Origin of the sequence: Paenibacillus sp. GbtcB18 (assembly GCF_019091125.1) — a bacterium.
GTDB classification, from domain to species: domain Bacteria; phylum Bacillota; class Bacilli; order Paenibacillales; family NBRC-103111; genus Paenibacillus_F; species Paenibacillus_F chitinolyticus.
In genome coordinates this window covers 334882-352047 of the sequence record NZ_JAGXJX010000006.1, presented here as the reverse complement: position 1 = coordinate 352047, position 17166 = coordinate 334882, and the positions used below count along the sequence as shown (strand labels likewise).

Annotated in this window: 16 protein-coding genes and 2 other annotated features; of the genes, 4 read left to right on the top strand and 12 right to left on the bottom strand. The window is 54.4% G+C overall.

Going from position 1 to position 17166, the window contains the following annotated elements:
* Positions 1 to 31: 31 nt before the first annotated feature.
* The 3 genes from KVT34_RS19370 to KVT34_RS19360 form a co-directional block, all read right to left on the bottom strand.
* Positions 32 to 1783, bottom strand: a complete 1752-nt coding sequence (locus tag KVT34_RS19370) for an alpha-glycosidase (protein ID WP_217560453.1) — start codon at positions 1781 to 1783, stop codon at positions 32 to 34.
* A 305-nt stretch (positions 1784 to 2088) separates the two neighbouring features.
* Positions 2089 to 3639: a 2-isopropylmalate synthase gene (locus tag KVT34_RS19365; protein WP_217560452.1), complete on the bottom strand. Its 1551-nt coding sequence runs from the start codon at positions 3637 to 3639 to the stop codon at positions 2089 to 2091.
* Positions 3640 to 3752: 113 nt separating this feature from the next.
* Positions 3753 to 4038, bottom strand: a binding site (T-box leader).
* A complete protein-coding gene (locus tag KVT34_RS19360; RefSeq protein WP_217560451.1) occupies positions 4016 to 4168 on the bottom strand; it encodes a hypothetical protein in 153 nt (50 codons plus the stop codon). Its footprint overlaps the feature before it by 23 nt.
* Positions 4169 to 4279: 111 nt before the next feature.
* Positions 4280 to 4627, bottom strand: a binding site (T-box leader).
* A 347-nt stretch (positions 4628 to 4974) separates the two neighbouring features.
* Between KVT34_RS19360 and KVT34_RS19355 the strand changes: the two genes are divergently transcribed.
* Entirely contained in the window at positions 4975 to 5931 is a 957-nt protein-coding gene (locus KVT34_RS19355; RefSeq protein ID WP_217560449.1) for a macrolide 2'-phosphotransferase, read from the top strand.
* 112 nt (positions 5932 to 6043) lie between these two features.
* Here the strand turns inward: KVT34_RS19355 and KVT34_RS31900 are convergent, their stop codons facing one another.
* The 7 genes from KVT34_RS31900 to KVT34_RS19320 form a co-directional block, all read right to left on the bottom strand.
* Positions 6044 to 7069, bottom strand: a complete 1026-nt coding sequence (locus KVT34_RS31900) for a TolB-like translocation protein (protein WP_254634994.1) — start codon at positions 7067 to 7069, stop codon at positions 6044 to 6046.
* A 211-nt stretch (positions 7070 to 7280) separates the two neighbouring features.
* Positions 7281 to 8306, bottom strand: a complete 1026-nt coding sequence (gene tsaD, locus KVT34_RS19345) for a tRNA (adenosine(37)-N6)-threonylcarbamoyltransferase complex transferase subunit TsaD (protein ID WP_217560448.1) — start codon at positions 8304 to 8306, stop codon at positions 7281 to 7283.
* 47 nt (positions 8307 to 8353) lie between these two features.
* Positions 8354 to 8797 (bottom strand): ribosomal protein S18-alanine N-acetyltransferase, encoded by a 444-nt coding sequence (gene rimI / locus KVT34_RS19340; RefSeq protein WP_217560522.1) that lies wholly within the window; start codon positions 8795 to 8797, stop codon positions 8354 to 8356.
* 70 nt (positions 8798 to 8867) lie between these two features.
* Positions 8868 to 9875: a tRNA (adenosine(37)-N6)-threonylcarbamoyltransferase complex dimerization subunit type 1 TsaB gene (gene tsaB / locus KVT34_RS19335; RefSeq protein ID WP_254634993.1), complete on the bottom strand. Its 1008-nt coding sequence runs from the start codon at positions 9873 to 9875 to the stop codon at positions 8868 to 8870.
* Positions 9872 to 10345: a tRNA (adenosine(37)-N6)-threonylcarbamoyltransferase complex ATPase subunit type 1 TsaE gene (gene tsaE / locus KVT34_RS19330; protein WP_217560446.1), complete on the bottom strand. Its 474-nt coding sequence runs from the start codon at positions 10343 to 10345 to the stop codon at positions 9872 to 9874. Before tsaE ends, tsaB begins: the two co-directional genes overlap by 4 nt.
* Before the next feature lie 15 nt (positions 10346 to 10360).
* A complete protein-coding gene (gene thiL, locus KVT34_RS19325) occupies positions 10361 to 11392 on the bottom strand; it encodes a thiamine-phosphate kinase (RefSeq protein WP_217560445.1) in 1032 nt (343 codons plus the stop codon).
* A 164-nt stretch (positions 11393 to 11556) separates the two neighbouring features.
* Positions 11557 to 11754 carry a hypothetical protein gene (locus tag KVT34_RS19320; protein WP_217560521.1) on the bottom strand — a complete coding sequence of 66 codons (198 nt, stop codon included), beginning with the start codon at positions 11752 to 11754 and terminating at the stop codon, positions 11557 to 11559.
* 191 nt (positions 11755 to 11945) lie between these two features.
* Here KVT34_RS19320 and ku point away from each other — a divergent pair, with 191 nt between their 5' ends.
* Positions 11946 to 12812, top strand: a complete 867-nt coding sequence (gene ku, locus KVT34_RS19315; protein WP_217560444.1) for a non-homologous end joining protein Ku — start codon at positions 11946 to 11948, stop codon at positions 12810 to 12812.
* A gap of 99 nt (positions 12813 to 12911) precedes the next feature.
* Here the strand turns inward: ku and KVT34_RS19310 are convergent, their stop codons facing one another.
* The gene (locus KVT34_RS19310; RefSeq protein WP_217560443.1) at positions 12912 to 13859 is read right to left on the bottom strand and encodes an ATP-dependent DNA ligase; all 948 of its coding nucleotides are present in this window, start codon (positions 13857 to 13859) and stop codon (positions 12912 to 12914) included.
* Between the two features lie 157 nt (positions 13860 to 14016).
* On the opposite strand from KVT34_RS19310, the gene ligD reads away from it, so the two are divergent.
* Both ligD and KVT34_RS19300 read left to right on the top strand, forming a co-directional pair.
* Complete coding sequence (ligD, locus tag KVT34_RS19305) at positions 14017 to 14910, top strand: non-homologous end-joining DNA ligase (protein WP_217560442.1); 894 nt, start codon at positions 14017 to 14019, stop codon at positions 14908 to 14910.
* Positions 14911 to 15116: 206 nt separating this feature from the next.
* A complete protein-coding gene (locus KVT34_RS19300) occupies positions 15117 to 15524 on the top strand; it encodes a hypothetical protein (RefSeq protein ID WP_217560441.1) in 408 nt (135 codons plus the stop codon).
* A gap of 77 nt (positions 15525 to 15601) precedes the next feature.
* Here KVT34_RS19300 and cls read toward each other — a convergent pair whose 3' ends face one another.
* Positions 15602 to 17032, bottom strand: a complete 1431-nt coding sequence (cls, locus tag KVT34_RS19295; RefSeq protein ID WP_217560439.1) for a cardiolipin synthase — start codon at positions 17030 to 17032, stop codon at positions 15602 to 15604.
* Positions 17033 to 17166: the final 134 nt, after the last annotated feature.

Here is a 17166-nt window from a genome sequence, read left to right as displayed (position 1 = left end):
ATTAGATAGGAACTATATCGACAACATTCGACTATTTTTTTAACGTTCTATATAAAATTCTGTAGCCCAATTCCTCCAGCTCGATATGCATCACGCCGTCTACCGGTTTGACTTCTTCCTGCGAAAGCGCATCGCGCCAATCCTCCGCCACCATAGGATGCTGCAGCGTAACCCGCTCCTCCGTATTGTTCATCCAGATCGTAAAATGCGTATGGGCGTCGATCCGCTCGTAAATGATGCAGGGATCGCCGTGGTCCGCTTTCAGAAACCGGAAACTCCCTTCACGCAGCGCCCGGTTTTCCTTGCGAAGATGGATCAGAAGCTTATAGAAATCCAGCAGCTCGCGGTCCTGCATATCGGGATGCCATTCCATACACTGGCGGCAATCCGGGTCGCCTTCGCCTTGAAGCCCCACTTCGTCCCCGTAAAAAATACACGGCGTCCCCATGTACGTCATCAGGAAGACCACGCACAGCTTCAGTCTTCTTTTATCGCCGCCCACTCTCGTCAACACACGCGGAGTGTCGTGGCTGCACAGCAGGTTGAAGACGACCTCGTTGGCCTGTTTCGGATACCGCATGAGCAGGAAGCCCATGCTGCTTGCGAAGGAATGGCCGTCCATGCCCGGACCCGAGAAGAACTCCAGTACTTTGTCCGAGAACGGATAGTTCATGACGGAATCGAACTGGTCGCCCAGCAGCCACATCAGGGAGTCGTTCCATACTTCCCCGACGATATAAGCTTCCGGATTGGCTGCTTTGACCACCTGCCTGAATTCGCGCCAGAAGCGGTGGTCGATCTCATCGGCGACATCCAGCCGCCAGCCGTCGATTCCGATCTCCTCGATCCAGTACTTGGCTACGTCGAGCAGATACTTTTTCACTTCGGGGTTGGCTGTATTGAATTTCGGCATGCCTTCGAAAAAACCGAATGTATCGTAAGTGGGAATTCCGTTTTTTACGGCAACCGGGTATTCGTTAATATGGAACCAGTCGGCAAAGGCGGACTCCTCCCCTTTCGCCTTCACATCTTGAAAAGCCGGAAATTCCAGTGCGCTGTGGTTGAAAACCGCATCCAGCATGACCCGGATTCCGCGTTCGTGGCAGGTCGCGACCACTTTCTTCAGCAGAGCGTTATCGCCGAAATGAGGGTCCACCTGCGTATAGTCCAGCGTATCGTACTTGTGGTTCGAAGGAGACTTGAACACCGGCGTGAAATAGATCGCATTGATGCCAAGATCCACGAGATATTCGAGATGATCAAGCACCCCCTGCAGGTCCCCGCCGAAAAAATTCTCGCGCTCCGGCTTTCCGCCCCACGGCTGCACGCCTTCGGGATCGTTCTCCGGGTCTCCGTTGGCAAAGCGCTCCGGGAAGATCTGATAAAAGATCGCATCCTTCGCCCAGGCCGGGGGTCTGAAAAGGTCGATTTCATGAATATACGGGAAGGCGTAATAGCCGCCGGGCGGATGAGGCTGTTCGGAATGAATCCCCGTTTCCGTCATCCACAGCTGTTCGCTTCCCGCACTCAGCCTGAAGCAGTAGGACAGGCGTTTGTAGCTGGGTACGACCTCCGCCTCCCAGTAATCGAACAGCGAATCCGAAGCGGTTTTGGCCATGGGTATTTCCTGATAAAAGGTGTCCCAATCGTATTTATCGCTGGCGATCACCGAAATTTCTTCCACGTCATCTCTTTGTGTACGGACTCTCAAATGAATCGTTCTGTTGTCATACGCATAAGCCCAGTTGCTTCTCGTCCCGTGATAAAAGGCTTCTCTATTCATTCAGGCTCACTCCCTGCGGATAAGTTTTGCCTTTTATATACACATTTTTTTCCACGACCGAACCACGTTTTTTATCCACATCTTCATCCACAGGTAAAATATAAAAAAGCGCCGATTTTTCGGCGCTTTAAGCACTTATAAACAGTTTTATCCACATTATCCACAGATTCTTCAGAAAATGTTATCCGAGAGTTATACGGAAAAAGAAGAAAAAGCGGAAGCCTGAAAAATACGGGGTTTTTCAAGTTATGCACATTATCCACAGGGGGTGTGAATAAGTTCTTCACACCCATCCTGTTAATAATTTAAGCCATTAAGGATACACTCTGTGAAGCATTCGGATTGGCCCGCACGGCCTGGTTGCAGGCCGACAGGAACGCTTTGGCGGTCGCAAACAGAATATCGACATCCAAGCCGGAGCTTTTGTAAGTCTGCGTCCCGCAGGATACTGTCACCGTCGCTTCGCCGGTCGCTTTTTCGCTGGCCGCCAAGGAGTACAGCTCCAGGTCGGCGAACGTCACATCCATCGGCACCGCTTGACGGATGCAGTTGACGATCGCTTCGATCGGTCCGTCTCCGGTGCCCGACCAGGTTGCCTCTGCACCGGTCTCGTTATCGCGGATGGTGGCCGATGCCACGCGGCTGCGGTCGCTGGAACTGACGACTTGAAGCTGTACCAGCGATAAGCGCTCCGCCGCGGAAGCTCCCGCATCACCGACCAGACTCATCAGCTCGTCGTCCGTGACGTGCTTCTGCTCGTCGGCCATGTCCTTGAAGCGGGCGTATACTTCTTCTAAGGACTGGGCGTCCAGATCGACACCGTACTGGCCGATCCGGTGCTTCAGAGCGTGACGGCCGGAATGCTTGCCCAGAATGATCATCGAACGCGGAATTCCAAGCTTTTCAGGCTCCATGATTTCGTAGGTGTTGCGGTTTTTCAGCAAACCGTCCTGATGGATGCCCGACTCGTGCTGGAAGGCATTGCGGCCGACGACCGGCTTGTTGAACGCGATCGGCATATTCATCATCCGGCTGACCATCGTCGACGTATTGTAGATTTCCTCCAGCACAATGCCGGTTTCCATGTTCAGCGTGTCTTTGTGCGTCTCGATCGCCATGACGATCTCTTCCAGGGAACAGTTGCCCGCCCGTTCTCCGATTCCGTTGACGGAGACTTCCACATAGTTCGCCCCGTTGCGGATGGCCGCCAGGCTGTTCGCAACCGCAAGCCCCAGATCGTTGTGGCAGTGGGTGCTGAATTCCACCTTGTCGGCGCCCCTCGCATGCTTGCGCACATCCGAGAACATTTGGCCGTAATCTTCCGGCATCGCGTAACCGACGGTATCCGGCAGGTTGATGATCGTTGCGCCCTCGGCGATGACCGCTTCCACCAGCTCATACAAATACTCCCTGCCCGTACGGCTGGAATCCATGGCCGTAAATTCGATCCGCTCGCAGAACTGCTTCGCGTAGGCAACCATCTGACGCGCTTCCGCCAGCACCTGCTCGCGTGTTTTGCGCAGTTGGAAGTCCAGATGAATATCCGACGAGGAGATAAACATGTGGATGCGCCGCAAAGCCGCGTCCTGAGTCGCCTTCACCGCCGCGTCGATGTCGATTTTGACCGCGCGCGCGAAGCCGCAAATTTCTACCCCCTGCAGTTCACGGGAAATTTGCTGCACAGCGGCGAAATCGCCCGGACTGGAAATCGGGAAGCCCGGTTCGATCGTATCCACGCCCATTTTCACAAGCTGCCGCGCGATGCGGACCTTTTCTTCCGGATATAAGGAACATCCCGGCGCCTGCTCACCGTCTCTCAAAGTCGTGTCAAAAATTTTAATTTGCCGTTTCGTCATTTTCGTTATCCTCCTGATTACCCGTTTCGGGTTTATTAAAAACTCCGGATGGAGCTTTTTGTGACATGTCTGCCTCAGCCGCCCGGAGCATGCAAAAAAGCCGCCGTCTCCGAAAAAGAGACGACGGCTGTGCCGGCGCGGTACCACTCTTGTTGACCTTCCCCACGGGAAAGTCCGCTTACGGCAGCGAATGTGAAAGGAAGTGAAGCCTAACATTCGCTGCGCGCCCGTTAACGGAGGCCAACCGTTTGCAAGCTTGAGTCACGGCCGCTCATGCGGCATCGTAACATTCGGCTCCCGGCTCCCAAGCGAGTTCGGATCCTTTACGGACTGCGTCGCACCTCCCCGCAGCTCTCTGTACCGTTACCGGATCGTACTACTCTTGTTCATTGCCTTTGTGGATATTTAAGTTGTTCGTTGTTACCCGGACACCTGCTTCCGCCTGAATGTCCGCTCGGTTAGACTTGCGATGATCGCAGGCTGTGCCTGCCACGTTAGCGCTTCGCTTGTACGATCGACCGCCGATCACCTTCGCCCCGCCTTGCTTAGCCTAGTCCATCTATCTCACGGTTGTTTGTCGATGCTGTCTGTGCACATCCGTCTGCTGGAGAGGATGCAAAAAAGACCTGCCGTCTCTAACTTAAGAGACGACAGGCCGTTAGCCTTCCGCGTTACCACTCTCATTGATCCGCCGTAAGGCGAATCCACTCGATGCTTTTGGAAACAGGTCGGCCGGTATCCGGATACCGGGACGTTCCAATCGCTGCCCGATCACGGGGGCCAGCCGTTAAAACTTACTTCGCCGGATGCTTCGAAGACTTCTGACCCGACCGATGGGACATCTGTCTCATGGGTTCAGGACGGCTTGCCGGCGTTGTTCAGTTTTACCGCTCCCGGGCGAGTTCAGGGTTCATCCGGCTGCGTTGCACCAACCCGCAGCTCTCTGCGCGACATGAATGACCTTACTTTTCCCGTTCGTTGCGTGTACGTATTGAACTTGTTGTGATTATAATATGCGCGAAAACGCAAAGTCAATACAAAATGTCAAAATGTTCAAAATTTTAAGCGGGGGCGGAAAAAATTCATTAAGAAAAACTCGCCCGTTGCTAGGATTTCTTCCTAAGTGGTAGGGTAAGAACAGGGATTTTCCCTAAGATCGATAGGAGGGCGTTTAACATGGTTATCCACTTCATGCGGATCAGGTAATGCAGGCGGACTGACACACTGCACCTGCTCTTTTTCAAAAAGAGAGATCAGGGCTTATTTGTGCTGCCCCGCAAGGATGCTTTTATAAGATTCGATTACTTGATTAAAAATGAAGAGGTGCTATCCGATATGAACGACTCCGTAAAAAAATCAACACCTTTAACGGAACAAGAACAACTCAACCAATTCCGCCTGTTGGCGGCAGCATATCATCTGGAACTGGACCGATCGAAGCCCCTGGAGCTGAACGATTCCGGGCTGGACTTTCTGGCGGCGTCCGCCCGCACGGCAGACGGTGCCTCCTGGATACTCCGTATCCCCAGGAGACCGGACGTTACCCAATCGGCCGCTTACGAAGCTAAAGTACTGGAGCTGGTCGGGCGTTCGCTGCCCGTTTCCGTCCCCGGCTGGCAAATCAACCGGCCGGACTTCATTGCCTACCGCAAGCTGCCCGGAACGCCGGCGGCCACTATAGACACCGCCGCAAAGGCCTACACGTGGCATATCGATCCGGAGAGGCCTTCCCCCGAGTTCGTTCAGTCCCTTGCGGCCGCAATGGCGGCGCTGCACCGGATAGACAGCCGCACCTCCGAACAGGCGGGTCTTATGGCCGTAGAAGCCGGTGATCTGAGAGCGGTCGCCGCGGCACGCATGGAGGTCGTCCGGCAGGCCTTCGGGGTCTCGGACGACCTTTGGGAACGCTGGCAGGCTTGGCTCGCGGATGCTTCCTATTGGCCCGAGCACACGTCGCTCATTCATGGCGATCTGCATCCCGGCCATATTTTGGTCGACGAAAATGAACGGGTTTGCGGGCTGCTGGACTGGACCGAAGCGGAGTGCGGAGACCCGGCCACGGACTTTACCGCGTTTCACACCGTTTTCGGCGAGGAAGTCTTGTCGGTACTGCTGGAGGAATATGAAAAAGCAGGGGGACGCGTCTGGCCGAGAATGAAAGAGCATATCGCGCAATTGCAGGGGTCGTACGCGGTCACCATCGGCTTGTTTGCCCTTAAGTCCGGCCTTGAGGAATATGCCGACATGGCACGCGAAGCTTTAGGAGTTCCTGTTCATAAGTCGGCGGACTAAATCCATAGGTGCGTAAAAACAAACAAAGACAGCCCCGGTAGCTTAATGCTTCCCCGGGGTTGTCTTTGTTTGTTTTGTATCTTCATTTCATTCCCGAATTTCTACCCTTGAGTTACTTGGAAATCAGCATAAATTGATTGATAAACCCGGCCTTTTGAATAAAAATATCGTCCATTTGCTTGCTTTCAAAATCATAATAATAAATCCCTCTGGCCGATTTCGATTCGTCCGTACTGCTGGAACCAAGGAGATAAATTCCTTTGGCCTCTTGGCTGAGAAAAGCCCCGCTTCGCGCTTTTACCGGTAAATCCAGCTTTTCTCTTGTTCCCGATTTTAAATCGAGCATACTATAATCCAACGGTTCTTTATTGAAATAAGGTGAAGTGGCCAAAAAAAGTTTATCTCCCCGTGCAGATAGGGTGAGAACATCCTCTTTTTCCAGTTCAATGACTTTCTTCGTTTCCTTTGTTACGTTATCGATCTCAAAGATGGTTCGCTTGGATGCAGTCATGGGAGTTTGGGACTCATTTGCAGCCAAAAGATTGTTTCGGTCCTCTTCGTCCGAGAATCGGACTACGTAAGTCTTGTTGGTCTCCGGGTTAACAGAGATTCTCGAGTTCTGGGTGCTCTGATCGTCGTCGTCCAGAACGGTTAATTTTTTACCCTCTTTATCGTAAAACATCGTTTTTAGCATTCGTTCCCCATTCTTTACGGCCAGAAGTACCAAAGATCGATTGTCGGGAGTCGGCAAAATAAAATTGATGGCAAACAAATTGGAAGATAGCTGTTCGGTCGCAGCGGTTGATAAACGATAAACACTTAATTGATCACCTTTCTGCGTATTTGAAGAAGCCGGGTAATAGATCGAGCTATCCGTTAAAGAAAGAAAAGAGAGGGGTGATTGGGACGTATACGGAAGATTGCCGGCCTTGGTCAACTTCTTATCCGTAATTCCATATGAATAAATGTTCATGACCATCCCGTCTTTCGAATCTACACCGTTTACGTATTCCGTGTTTGTTAGGCTGATATAGTCATCCGCAGCTGTCTTTTCTTTACTTAAAGGTGTCGTAACAGTTATAGGTGAATGTTGAGGTTGCTGGCTGGTATTCGGTTTTTCAGCTGTACAACCTACCATTATCCCACTGGCAATTGTAAACAGTGAGAAGCACGTCTTCGTGCGGTTCAACCTATTAAAAAGCATAATAGTATCTGTCGTTCAAATTCAAAAAACATCTCCTTTTCCTCTCCTTCTATGAAATAGTATAGCGGCATTTTCTTACAAAAAAAACCAGCCCCAAAAACGTTTATCGTTTTAAGACTGGTTGTTTCATTCTTTTATGGCAAACTCAGTATCCCCACTTCTCCAGGCTCAGCACCGGCTCCGCCTTAAACTCCGGCCCCGTGATATCCCCGCGGTTCCACCTGAGGAACGCGGCGGCGCCGATCATTGCGGCATTGTCGGAGCAGAGGTCCATCGGCGGCAGCAGCAGAGGCACGCCAAGCTCTGCGCAGCGCTTCGTCAGCCCTTCGCGCAGTCCGCGGTTAGCCGCCACTCCTCCGGCCAGCAGAAGCTGCTTGGCGCCGTATTCCCGGACGGCCCGTGCGGCCTTCTCTACCAGCACGTCCACCACAGAGGACTGGAAGCCTTTGGCGACGTGGGCCGCCACGGGCTCCTCTCCGCGCATACGCGACTGGTTAAGGACGTTAAGCACCGCCGATTTCAAGCCGCTGAAGCTGAAATCGTAGGAGTCGTCCAGCCAGGCGCGGGGCATCGGAATTTCTCCGTCCACTTCCTGGGCCAGACGGTCGATGTGTGGGCCGCCCGGATAGGGCAGCTTCAAGGCCCGTGCCACTTTGTCGTACGCCTCTCCGGCCGCGTCGTCGCGCGTCTGGCCGATGATCTTGAAGCTTCCTTCGCTCTCCATATACACCAGCTCGGTGTGGCCGCCGGAAACGACAAGCGAAATCAGCGGATATTCCAGCTTGTGGACAAGCTGATTCGCATAAATATGCCCGGCGATATGATGGACGCCGATCAGGGGCAGGTCAAGCGAGAAAGCCAGCGCTTTCGCGGCCACTACGCCGACGAGCAGCGAACCGACCAGACCGGGCCCCTGGGTGACCGCGATAGCGGACATGTCTCTCATCGCCAGTCCCGCCTGATCGAGCGCTTCCTGCAAAATCCAGGTAATGCTCTCGACATGCTGGCGGGACGCGATTTCGGGCACGACGCCGCCGAAGCGCCGATGAGTTTCGATCTGGCTGGAAACCACATTGGACCGGATAACGGTCCCGTTCTCTATCACGGCTGCGGACGTCTCGTCGCAGCTTGTTTCAATGGCCAGAATGTACACAGGCTTTGTAGTGTTCATGACGTTTTTTCATTCCCTTTTATCAAATGCGAACAGGACGCCGCCGCTCAGGCGGGTTGATTCGTGTGGGGCAAATCCGCCCACATAATGATCGCGTCTTCGTTATTGTCGGTATAATAGCCTTTGCGGACGCCGGCATACTGGAAGCCCATTTTGTCGTAGAGGCGCTGAGCCACGTAATTCGACGCGCGGACCTCCAGGGTCATGCGGACCGCCCCCAGCGACCTTGCCTTGGATTGCAGCTGGTGGACAAGCGAAACGCCCAGCTTGCGGCCGCGGAAACGGCCGGATATCGCGATGTTCGTCACATGGGCCTCATCCATAATGAGCCACATGCCCCCGTACCCCGCTATGACCCCGTCTACCATCATCACCGTATAATGGGCAAAATGATTGCTCGTCAGCTCGTTGTGAAAAGCTCCCGCCGACCAGGGCGTCGTAAAGGCTTCCTGCTCGATTTCGCAAATGTGCGGGATGTCGTCCAGCCTCATCGCACGGAAAATCGGGGTAGAAACAGGCTGCTCCCATCTTCGTTCGTCCAAAGAGCCCCTCCCCTTTCCGTCAGGATTTGGCCTTAGCCATCAGATTCACTTCAGCTTCCGTAAGCTGGGTATAGTTCGGAACGAATGTATACTTGTCGATCGTTTCCCCGCGTTTTAACCGCCGCAAACCAAGCAGACCCACTTCGGCCGCCGTCAAATCGTAAGGGAGGACGCGCACAGGAACGCTCAGCTCTGCCGCGGCCTGACCGATCGTTTCTTCGAATAAAGAAGTCTCGCCGACGAAAACGATCTCCTTCGGCTTGGCAAACCCGGATGGCACGGCGAAAGTTCCGGCTTCGTCCGCGGACTGCGCCCCGGTCGTCGCTGCGGCTTCCGCTCCCGACGCAGCGTCCCCAATGTGCCGCGCAAAATCCGCCACGAGGCGGATGCCGTCCGGCTGAAGCCGGGCCCATCTGCTGCCTGTGTTGTCCGGTGCCACATCGCCGCTTGCGCCTGCAGAGCCCAAAAGCTGAGCGGCCGGTTCATTCCCTGCCGATGCGTAAAGCGCGGTAAATGCCTGCCCCCGCCTTGCATTCATCAGGGGCACGAACCAGCGCACGGCACCGTCCGAACCGGCACCCGCCGATTCCGCGAGCAAAGCCGTCCGCGCACCCAGCGCCAGCGCCTCCAGACTGGAGACGGCCGCAGCCGGAATGCCGAGCGACCAGGCGAACGTTTTCGCTGCGGTTACGGCAATCCGTACGCCGGTATAGGAACCCGGCCCCTGGCCCGCCACGACCGCGCTAAGATCGTTCGGCCGGATGCCGCTGGAAGCAAGCAGCTCCTGCAAGTGAGGCATGAGGTGAATGGAATGATTGCGCTCCACGATCGTGTGCTTTTCGGCGACTACTCGGCCGCCCTGAAGCAGGGCAACAGCCAGTGAAGCCGTGGACGTATCCAGTGCAAGCACATACCCGTTTTCGTCGAATCCGGACCGGCTGCTTTCACGACCTTCACTATCCCCCGCAACCGGAGAGTCCTGCGCCTTTACCCGCTCCCGCGTACTATTTTCGTTCCCGCTGCTCATACTAACCATCCGTTCTCTTTCAAATTTGCGCACCAGCTCTCGTAAGGCTCTCCGGTAGGATTCAAGCGGAACACCCGCTCGTCTCCCCCGCTGTGCTCGATATAAATTTCAAGCCGGTTCGGCGGCAATAGCTCCTCCACCAGACTCGCCCATTCAATCAAAGTCAAACCTTCCCCGTAAAAATATTCATCCAGCCCCAAATCCTCGGCTTCTTCCAAAGAAATCCGATAAACATCCATATGATAGAGAGGGAACTCTCGTCCCTCGTATTCTTTAATCAGCGTAAAAGTCGGGGAATTGACAACGCCTTGCACCCCGATCGATTTAGCCACCGCCTGCGAAAAACGCGTTTTGCCCGCGCCAAGATCGCCGTCCAGCGCGATTACGGCGCCGGGACCCGCAAGCACTGCCAGTTGGGCAGCCAATGCTTCCGTGTCCCGTTCGTCTGCGGCTTTATATTGGTAAGCCATCTCCGTCGCTTCCTCTCATTTCGCAGCAAAGTGATTGTAGCCCCGCTTCGGCAGCGGCTGCACAGTCCCGTCCGGACGCTGCAGCCGCACCCCTTCATCCGCGGCCGTCACACGTCCGATGACGTGCAAGGGCAGCCCCTCGCCCGAGAACGCCTCGCGCAGGGCTGCCAGATCCGCTTCTGCCGCCGTGCCCAGAAGCTGGTAGTCCTCGCCGCCGTACAGCACCCACTCCAGCGGGTCGGCGGCCAGCTTCTCCGCGCAGGCGCGAAGCCCTTCGGCCAGCGGCAGCTTCTCCTCCGCGATGAGGAGCCCGACTCCCGAAGCCTCGGCGATTTCGCCGGCTTCGCTCGCGAGCCCGTCGCTGATGTCGTTCAGCGCCCGGCACAAGCCCGTGCGCTGAAGCAGCTCCCCGGCCGCAGCCTGCGGCAGAGGCCGGGTGTGGGCGCGGACGAGCTCCGCGGCCTCTGCGGGGAGCTCGCCCCATAGCGCCGCGTCCGTGCCGCGGTGCAGGAGGTAGCTCAGCCCTGCGGCCGAGCCGCCGAGCGGCCCCGTCACGAAGACGGCGTCGCCCGGCTTCGCGCCGCTGCGCAGCAGGGCCCGGCCTGCGGGGACTTCGCCCAGAATCGTGACGGTCAGCACGATTCCGCCGCGCGTGGACGTCGTGTCGCCGCCGATGACGGCCACACCGAACAAGTCCGCGCACTCATACAATCCGGCGTAGATGCGCCGGATCTGTTCCGTGTCGGCATCCTTCGGCAAAGATAGCGCGACAAGCGCATAACGTGCTTTCGCGCCCATCGCGGCCATGTCGCTGATATTCGAAGCCATCGCCTTGAATCCGATGTCCTCGTCCCGCATCGTCACAGGCAGGAAATGAATCCCTTCGGTCATCGTGTCGCAAGAGGCGACAAGCTGCATGCCGGGAGACAGGGCGGTAACGGCCGCATCGTCTCCGATGCCGACCACCACTCCTTGCGAACGCATTCCGTCCGCTTGTTGTCTGTCCCCCGTCAGCAGGCGGATCAGGCCGAATTCGTCATGCTGCATAGATGCCGCTCCTCCGGTTTGGTTTGCCTCCTATTATAGCCCTCTATCCTCCCTCTAGCAACCGGGATATGCGTGTTGCGGCAAGGCGCGGGGGCTTTTTCGGGTCCTTCTCCGCCCAGCAAAAAAAGCGCCTGCATGTGCTTTCCTTCATGCAGGCGCCGTCCTTACTCTTGCTCATTATCCGTTACGGATTCGGGATATCCCATCGTATCCGTGGTGGTTTCCTCGATCAGACCGTTATGAACCGTAACCTGTCCGCCGCCGAGCCCTTCATTGATCATCCGGTCGATGTCCATGTAATAGTCGTCCCGGCCTTGATGGGTCCCGTCTTTGAGTTCTTTTTGCTGCTTGTCGTCTCCCATTTCATTCACCTCCACTCTCCGGAGTAAACCTGGCTCCGGTTAGCGTGGCACAAATCCGCCAAAAGCATTCATATCCGGCGAATTTTTTGGACATACTGATGCTAAAAAGAAGTTAGGTCACAGAGCGGCCGGTCCCGTGCGGATTCAATAAAATAAGCCCGTTACGCGGGCTCCCTAGGAGGTTTTCCCTCATGCATACGGTCTGGAAAGGCGCCATCAGCTTCGGTCTGGTGCACGTTCCCGTCAAAATGTTCTCGGCTACGGAAGAGAAAGACATCTCCATGCGTTACATTCACAAACGCTGCACCACCCCGCTTTCTTACGTAAGAAAATGCACCACCTGCGACACGGAAGTGGAGTGGGGAGAAATTACGAAGGGCTATGAATACGAGCCCGGCCGCTTCGTTCTTTTCGAGAAAGAAGAATTGGAGAAAATCTCCGGCGAAGCGACTAAAGAGATTAAAATCTTGGATTTTGTCAACTTGACCGACATCGATCCGATTTATTTTCAGAAGACGTACTACCTCTCCCCCGGAGATACGGGTGCCAACGCCTATAACCTGCTGCTCGAATCCATCAAACAGACCGGCAAAATCGGCATCGCCACCATTTCCATCCGTTCCAAGAGCAGTCTGGCGGCCGTCCGAGTTATCGATAACTGCATCGCTTTGGAGACGATATTTTATCCTGACGAGATTCGCGCGATCAGTCAGGTTCCCAATCTCCCCGAAGCCTCGAACGTCAATGACAAAGAGCTGACGATGGCCAAAATGCTGATCGAACAGTTGTCTACCCCATTCGAGCCGGAGAAATACCAGGACGAATACCGCACAGCGCTGATGGAAGCGATCCAGCAGAAAGTGGCCGGCGAAGAGGTCCAGGTCGCTCCGGAGCAGAAACGCACCAACGTGATCGACCTGATGTCCGCGCTGCAAGCGAGCCTCGAAGCCGTCAAGCCCGTCGCGGCGGACAAGTCGGACGCCAAGGCCAAAGCGAAGCCCAAAGCCGCGGCCAAACCGCGCAAGCCGAAGGAAAAGGCCAAGGAAACGGTATCCTGAGTGAGCCTTCTTCAAGAGAACGACAGCAGAAACGAGCCGCCGGCATCGGAGGAGGCTCGTTTTTTTCGGGCTGTTTTCAGAGGGGAGTGGGGACTGTCTTCACTTTTCCCGCAAAAAGGTGCATTCCTCAGGCGCGACGGACAGAAAAGCCTGGATACTCGGCTGCCTCAGGGTCAAATACCGGGTCCATTCCATGAACCGGATCTTCACGGTAAGCCGCGGCTGCAGCCAGGCAGCCTCCCTGCTCCGCTCCGGTTCGTTGACGAACGGCTTCTCCGGCACGATAAGAGGCCTTGTTAAAGCCGTCAGGTCGATCCAATCCTGGCGGCTCAGCTTGCCCGTCCCCGCGTGTCCGATGTACACAAGCCGCCCCTCTTCGTTGTACAACCCGAGCAGAATCGCGTTCACAACTCCCGAGCGATAAGTTACGCCCCCGATCACCGCGTTCACATCCTGGTAGTTTTTATGCTTGCGCCAGCGTTGATCTTTGCCTTTGAGCGCGTAGGTGCTCCCCAAGTCTTTGTACACGACTCCTTCCAAACCGTGCGCCTGGGCAATGCCGAACAGTTCTTCCGTCTGCGTAAAGCTTTGGACGATTTGGACCCGGTCATCTGGGATGACCAGTTCTTCAAGGAGCGCCTGTCTTTCCGACAGCGGCTTGTCGATGACCCATTCGTCGTTGCAATATAAGATGTCAAACAGCATGTAGACGACCGGAACCTTCTGCACGGAGCCCGCCAAAGATTTCCCGCTGCGCAAGCCGTCCCTTTTCATAACTTGATGAAAGGAAGGCTTCCCGTTTTCCAATGCGATTATTTCCCCGTCCAGAATGAATTTCCTCGCTTGGCAATAATCCGTGACGGCCTGATATTCCGGGTATTGGAGCGTTCTTTCGTTGAGCCTTCGGTTAAACAACCGCACGTCCGTTCCGTCATAGTAAGTGAGCACGCGGACCCCGTCCCATTTGAACTGGGCAATCCATTCCTCGCCCGAAGGCGCCCGTTCCGTGGAAACCGGCTCGAATGGAACAACCGGTGGTAGATTCATGTAAGGTGCCTCGCTTCCGGTACTTTTTACCTTCCATTATTACCAAAAGCTCCACGCGGAATCCCGTTTAGGGTCTTGTTCTGCCGCAAAGAATAGTCCGCCTCTTTTTCGTCCACAATGGGGATAAATGCTTGTACGTCCGGAAGGAGTGCGCAGGATGCCCTCAGGGTACAAAAAAACGCAAGGCACGATCATGGTCGAAGGGCAGGAGCTGACCATTACCAACCCCGAGAAGCCTCTCTGGCCTGAGGCGGGAATTACGAAGCTTGATTTTCTCCAAAAGCTGATTGAACTGTCCCCCTATTTGCTGCGCTACTGCAGAGACCGGCATTTGACGACGATCCGTTTCCCTCACGGCATTCACGACAAATCGTTTTACCAGAAAAATACCCCCGAGCCCGTTCCGGATTTCGTGAATCTCGCTCCGCTGGACGGCATCCGGTATGTGAATCTGGATTCGCTTCCGACGCTGATCTGGCTCGGCAACCTGGCCTGCCTGGAATTTCATCCTTCGTTCCACCGCATCGGGGAGACACTGCCGGCCGAGTGGCTCATAGATATCGACCCCAGCTTGGAAGTCGAACCGCGGATTATGGAAGCGGCTCACCTGATCGGAGAAGTGCTGGATTCGCTTCATATCCAGTCCGTGCCCAAAACGTCCGGAGCGACCGGCGTACAAATTTACGTGCCTATCCAGCACGGGTACACCTTCGAGCAGCTTCGCAAAATCGGCTATTTTATCGGCTCCTTCGTCGTCAAAAAATATCCGAAGCTGTTTACGATCGAGCGCCTGAAAAAGAATCGCGGCGATCTCATTTACTTCGATTACCTGCAGCACTGGTACGGCAAAACGCTCTCCGCCCCCTATACACCGCGGGCCAAAATCCACGGAACCGTCTCCACTCCGCTGCTTTGGGAGGAAGTCGAGCGGCGCTGTGATCCGAGAGATTTTACCCTGCACGTCATTGTGGAGCGAATCAAAAAGATGGGCGATCTGATCGAGAAGGTGCCTCCTCAGAACCTCGATGCCGTTTTGTCTCATCTGGAATAGCATGGCAGGCCGCTCGGCCCCCGGTAAGATCTTTCACTTTCCAGTGGAAGATCTTTTTGGCATGGAGTCTGCAACATTCTAAATTTTATTTTCCAATACTTGTATAGATGAGGTAAACTAATAACGACCATTAAATAACAATTTTGGATTCCGTATTTGAATGGTGTATTGATTTACTGAACCTTTATAGGGAGGCGATGGCTGCCATGAACTTTAAAGAGGCTTTGAGGGGCAGAACATTCATGCTGCTCGGTTTGCTGTTACTGCTGTTCGTTTCGTTTAAAATGGTTCCGCTGCTGGATGCCGGTCAGCCTACCTTTTGGCCCACCATAATTTTCGTTGTATGCATTCTGATGAACATATCGTGCGACATTTATTTATCCCCATTCCTTAAAAAACCGGATGAACGGATGAAAGCGATCCGGTCTCGAGCTTATTTCTATTCCTATTTTGCCACCCTGATTTATATTGCTGCGGCTGCGGTTCTTGTTCTAATGGAATTGACTCCAATTCCCGTTCCTCTGATTTTCTTGGATCTGGTCGGTTTTGCGGGCCTGACCCCCAACCTCCTCCTGATTCTGTTTTTCAAACGGTCCGCCAAGCTCTCATCGTGATGCTTTCGGATCTGTGCGCCAAAAAGCCCCGCATCACTTTTTTAAGTGAACAGGGCTTTTTACATTTGCCTTGCCTTTTAGAACAAAGGCGACAGCAATCTTCCCAGCACTTCTTTGCCGCGCTGGAAGCGGGAGCGTTTTTCGAACTCCGACAGGATGATCCGCTTGCTGTTTTTCAGATCCTCCAGGAAATCATGCTCCAGCCGCTCGATCGATTCTTTGTCGTAAAGGATAGCGTTCAGCTCGAAGTTGCTGTAAAAGCTGCGCATGTCCATATTGGCCGTCCCCACGGTGGCGAACAAATCGTCAATGATGGTCACCTTCGCATGCACGAATCCGGGCTGGTACTGATAGAATCTCACCCCTGTCTGCATGAGTTCATGAATATAGGACAGCGAAGCGTAATGGACGATCCAGGAATCGGGAATTTGCGGAAAAATGATTTTTACATCGACGCCGCTTATGGCCGCCGTTTTGAGCCCCATGATCAGACTCGCGTCGGGGATAAAGTACGGGGTCGTAATGTAGATCCGCTTCTTGGCCGTCGTAATGCCCCCGAAATAGGATTCTAAAATCGAGTCCCAATGGGCGTCGGGTCCGCTTGCCACGATTTGAACGGGCTTCTGGCCCTCACATGCGTGCTCGGGGAAAAAGTTCGTGTCCACCAGCTTTTGACGGCAAACAAATTCCCAATCGGACAAGAAAGTGCTCTGCAAATAGTACACGGAATCCCCTACAAGCTTCAGGTGGGTATCCCTCCAAAACCCGAGGACCGGATGCTTCCCAAGGTATTCGTCTCCTATGTTGATCCCGCCTACGAAACCGACCGTTCCGTCTACCACGATAATTTTGCGGTGATTGCGGTAGTTCATCCGTTTATCGAAAAAGGCAATGAAGGCCGGAAGAAAACAGTAGGTATCTATTCCCGCTTCGACAAATTCGCGTATGTAAGAGGAGGCCAGCTTGTAACTGCCGATTCCGTCATAAATGACGCGGACTTTAACGCCCTCGCGCGCTTTCCGGATAAGCAGTTCCTGAAATTTTTTGCCGGTGCCGTCGTGCCGTACGATATAAAACTCAAAATGAATATGGTGCTTCGCATTCTCCATCGCCGCGAACATAGCCTCGTATGCCGCCTCGGCGTTGGTCAGTACCTCCACCTCGTTGTTACGGGTAATCGGCGAGCTGGGAATGTTGCTCAGCAGCCCGAACAAACGCGGTTCTTTGACAATGCTGGGGACGGGATAATCCCGGCCTTTCTTCGTGTTCTCCAGCTCCCGGCGCATTTCCCGCTGCATTTCCCCGAGCACCCGCCGGTTTTTACGTTTCACGTGGCGGCGCTGCGAGTACTCTTTGGCCAGAAAATAATACATAATAAATCCGATAACCGGTAGGATAAACAATATCATAAGCCAGGCGACCGTTTTGTTCGGGTTTCGGAACTCCACCACAACGATCGTGACGATTTGGAAAATAAATAACAGCAGTGCAATGACAAGCCACAGCATCGGCCGGTTCTCCCCCTTCTCTATTCCATGGCCGGCCCTTGCCGGCCGGGATTGCCGTATCGTTAGGTTTTACGTACTCTTAATCCACTATTCGGACCCTATAAACATAAGCCGATCACATTGTCTTGTAAAGC

What these genes read in the sequence shown, in the direction of transcription:
- KVT34_RS19320 (WP_217560521.1), bottom strand. Translation starts at nt 11,754, where the DNA reads ATGGGAGACGACAAGCAGCAAAAAGAACTCAAAGACGGGACCCATCAA.
- KVT34_RS31900 (WP_254634994.1), bottom strand. Translation starts at nt 7,069, where the DNA reads ATGGTAGGTTGTACAGCTGAAAAACCGAATACCAGCCAGCAACCTCAA.
- tsaB (WP_254634993.1), bottom strand. Translation starts at nt 9,875, where the DNA reads ATGAGCAGCGGGAACGAAAATAGTACGCGGGAGCGGGTAAAGGCGCAG.
- rimI (WP_217560522.1), bottom strand. Translation starts at nt 8,797, where the DNA reads ATGAGGCTGGACGACATCCCGCACATTTGCGAAATCGAGCAGGAAGCC.
- cls (WP_217560439.1), bottom strand. Translation starts at nt 17,032, where the DNA reads ATGCTGTGGCTTGTCATTGCACTGCTGTTATTTATTTTCCAAATCGTC.
- KVT34_RS19365 (WP_217560452.1), bottom strand. Translation starts at nt 3,639, where the DNA reads ATGACGAAACGGCAAATTAAAATTTTTGACACGACTTTGAGAGACGGT.
- KVT34_RS19355 (WP_217560449.1), top strand. Translation starts at nt 4,975, where the DNA reads ATGAACGACTCCGTAAAAAAATCAACACCTTTAACGGAACAAGAACAA.
- ku (WP_217560444.1), top strand. Translation starts at nt 11,946, where the DNA reads ATGCATACGGTCTGGAAAGGCGCCATCAGCTTCGGTCTGGTGCACGTT.
- KVT34_RS19370 (WP_217560453.1), bottom strand. Translation starts at nt 1,783, where the DNA reads ATGAATAGAGAAGCCTTTTATCACGGGACGAGAAGCAACTGGGCTTAT.
- KVT34_RS19300 (WP_217560441.1), top strand. Translation starts at nt 15,117, where the DNA reads ATGAACTTTAAAGAGGCTTTGAGGGGCAGAACATTCATGCTGCTCGGT.
- thiL (WP_217560445.1), bottom strand. Translation starts at nt 11,392, where the DNA reads ATGCAGCATGACGAATTCGGCCTGATCCGCCTGCTGACGGGGGACAGA.
- KVT34_RS19310 (WP_217560443.1), bottom strand. Translation starts at nt 13,859, where the DNA reads ATGAATCTACCACCGGTTGTTCCATTCGAGCCGGTTTCCACGGAACGG.
- ligD (WP_217560442.1), top strand. Translation starts at nt 14,017, where the DNA reads ATGCCCTCAGGGTACAAAAAAACGCAAGGCACGATCATGGTCGAAGGG.
- tsaE (WP_217560446.1), bottom strand. Translation starts at nt 10,345, where the DNA reads ATGGCTTACCAATATAAAGCCGCAGACGAACGGGACACGGAAGCATTG.
- tsaD (WP_217560448.1), bottom strand. Translation starts at nt 8,306, where the DNA reads ATGAACACTACAAAGCCTGTGTACATTCTGGCCATTGAAACAAGCTGC.